Here is a 2,206-nt window from a genome sequence, read left to right as displayed (position 1 = left end):
GGGAAGCGGGGGAGCGGGTGAGCGAGGGAGCGGGGAGCTGTGAGCGGGCAGCCCCGGCGACGCCGCCCTCAGAGCTGGTCGGCGTCGAGGATCGTGTAGGAGTACCCCTGCTCGGCGAGGAATCGCTGCCGGTTCTGCGCGAAATCCTGGTCGACGGTGTCGCGGGTGATCAGCGTGTAGAACGACGCGGTCGCGCCGTTCGCCTTCGGGCGCAGCAGCCGCCCGAGACGCTGCGCCTCCTCCTGACGCGAGCCGAACGATCCCGAGATCTGGATCGCGACCGAGGCGTCGGGGAGATCGACCGAGAAGTTCGCGACCTTCGACACGACGAGGATCTTCTCCGCACCGCTGCGGAACGCCTGGAACAGCTGCTCGCGCTCGTCCACCGGCGTCTGACCCGTGATGAGGGGTGCGCCGAGCGCCTCCGCCATCGACTCGAGCTGATCGATGTACTGCCCGATCACGAGAACGCTCTCCCCGGGGTGGCGGTCGATGATGCGGCGGGCGATCGGCTGCTTCACGAGCGCGCTCGACGCGATGCGGTAGCGATCCTGATCCTCGGCGACGGCGTAGTCCATGCGCTCCGCCTCCCCGAAATCGACGCGCACCTCGAAGCAGGCTGCGGGGGCGATGAAGCCCTGCGCCTCGATGTCCTTCCACGCCGCGTCGTAGCGCTTCGGTCCGATGAGGCTGAACACGTCGCCCTCCCGGCCGTCCTCGCGCACCAGCGTCGCGGTGAGGCCGAGGCGCCGGCGCGCCTGCAGGTCGGCCGTGAGCTTGAACACCGGTGCGGGCAGCAGGTGCACCTCGTCGTACACGATCACTCCCCAGTCCTCCGCGTCGAGCAGGGAGAGATGCGCGTACTCGCCCTTCCGGCGGCTCGTGAGAATCTGGTAGGTCGCGATGGTGACGGGCTTGACCTCCTTGACCTGGCCCGAGTACTCGCCGATCTCGTCCTCGGTGAGGCTCGTGCGGCGCAGCAGCTCGTCGCGCCACTGGCGCGCCGACACCGCGTTCGTGACGAGGATCAGGGTCTTCGCGCCGACCGCCGCCATCGACGCCGCGCCCACGATGGTCTTGCCCGCCCCGCACGGCAGCACGACGACGCCCGAGCCGCCCCTCTGGAAGGCCTCGACGGCCTTCGCCTGGTAGTCGCGCAGCTCCCAGCCGTCTTCAGCCAGCGAGATGTCGTACGGCTCACCGGCGCGGTACCCGGCCAGGTCCTCCGCGGGCCAGCCGCGCGCCACCAGCTGCTGCTTGAGCTCGCCTCGGGCCCACGCCTCGACGGGGAAGGTGTGCTCGTCGATGCGGTTGCCGAGGAGCGGGGCGATCTTCTTCGCACTTGCGACCTCGCGCAGCACCATCGGATCCTCCGAGCGCAGCACGAGCTGAGTGGGGGCCTCCTCGGCGGCGGCGTCGCCGGGCACGGGCGCGCGCTCGATCGTGAGGCGCCCGTAGCGGCGCATCGTATCGGCGATCTCGTTCGCGACCCCGCTCGGCACCGGGAACTTCGCATAGCGGTTCAGCGTCTCGAGGATCTCCTCGGAGGTGTGACCGGCGGCGCGGGCGTTCCACAGCCCGAGTCGGGTGATGCGGTAGGTGTGGATGTGCTCGGGCGCGCGCTCGAGCTCGGCGAACACGGCGAGCGCGTGCCGCGCGTCCTCGGCATCGGGGTGGGCGACTTCGAGGAGTACGGTGTGGTCGCTCTGCACGATGAGGGGGCCGAGAGTCATAACGAGCGAGTCTACCGCGCAACGCTGTACCGGCGGCGTGCATCGCGCGGTCGGCACCGACCCGCGTGCCGGTTCAGACCGACTCGACCGCCGTGATCAAGGTGATGGGCAGCGTGCGCTCGACACCGGCCGACTGGTCGGCGGCCCGCAGCCGCCCCGCGCTGACGGAGACCGGCAGGAGCGTGAACGTGCGCACCTCTCCGCGCGCCTCCGCCGTCACGCGGACGGGGCTGCGGTCGCGTATCGCGAGCTCGAGTCGCCGCGTGAAGTCGCCCGTGCCCGGCTCGGAGCGTGCAGCGGTGAATACGCGCTCGACCAGGGCCTCCTGCGGCGAAGGCGAGTGATCCCGGTCGGGGGCGGCTGCGCTCGCCGCATCCCCCACCGCAGCTCCCGCGCCCCCGTCCGCGTCGCCCGCCCGCGTCGTCTCCGGCGAATCCCCCGACGCCTCGCCGGGAGCCCCCTCCGCCTCGTGC

The 2,206-nt window shown here is 71.3% G+C and carries 1 protein-coding gene and 1 pseudogene; both read right to left on the bottom strand.

All coding sequences use genetic code 11. From position 1 onward, the window contains the following. Positions 1 to 68 precede the first annotated feature (68 nt). Positions 69 to 1,733 (bottom strand): DNA repair helicase XPB, encoded by a 1,665-nt coding sequence (locus tag NS354_RS10375; protein ID WP_058594422.1) that lies wholly within the window; start codon positions 1,731 to 1,733, stop codon positions 69 to 71. Between the two features lie 73 nt (positions 1,734 to 1,806). Next, positions 1,807 to 2,206 (bottom strand): annotated as a pseudogene (locus tag NS354_RS13635) (hypothetical protein); the annotation flags it as partial.

The sequence above is a fragment of the Leucobacter chromiiresistens genome (assembly GCF_001477055.1).
In the GTDB taxonomy this organism is placed as follows: Bacteria; Actinomycetota; Actinomycetes; order Actinomycetales; family Microbacteriaceae; genus Leucobacter; species Leucobacter chromiiresistens_A.
Note: the sequence above shows the minus strand (reverse complement) of the source record. Positions and strands in the feature narration are given on the sequence as shown.

Excerpts from the sequence above, each read along its gene's own strand:
- NS354_RS10375 (WP_058594422.1), bottom strand. The coding sequence starts at position 1,733 with ATGACTCTCGGCCCCCTCATCGTGCAGAGCGACCACACCGTACTCCTC.